We start from the raw sequence: 538 nt of genomic DNA on the forward strand, positions 1-538 counted from the left end.
TCAATATAGCGCGTTTTTTTGATTAAGGCGGTAGCATTTGTGCGCTATCAGTCGTCATTACTCTCTAAGGACTCAAAGTCAGCAACTGACATCGTACTAACCTGACGAGCAGCCAAACGATCATTGGCTTCTTGCACTGCTTTTTCGACCATGGCGTAGTCTGAATGGCGTACATCTTGACCACTGATATAATTGATGACTAGCTCGGCCACGTTTTGTGCATGATCACCAATACGTTCAAGCGAGCGCAAAATCCACATGATATTGATGACCTTTGAGACTTGTCTTGAGTCTTCCATGATATAAGTCATCAGCGCGCGAATAGCGGACTGATATTCGTTATTGACCACACTGTCATTGCGCATGACTTCAAACGCTTGCTCAGCATTCGATTGACTAAAGGCTTCTAATGCGTTGTTAAGCATCAACCTCACCTGATTACTCAAGTGCTGTACCTCAGCATAGCCGTAAGACGACTTGCCTTGTGCCGCGATTCTGTTTGCCATTTTCGCGATTTTTACGGCTTCATCACCAATAC

Annotated in this window: 1 protein-coding gene; it reads right to left on the reverse strand. The window is 44.8% G+C overall.

Annotation, left to right across the window (positions count from 1 at the left end):
• Positions 1 to 47 precede the first annotated feature (47 nt).
• The coding region (locus ACS8FC_RS20395; protein ID WP_439298125.1) for a phosphate signaling complex PhoU family protein at positions 48 to 538 on the reverse strand (491 nt) is incomplete at its 5' end.

This window comes from Psychrobacter sp. 1Y4, from assembly GCF_051847555.1.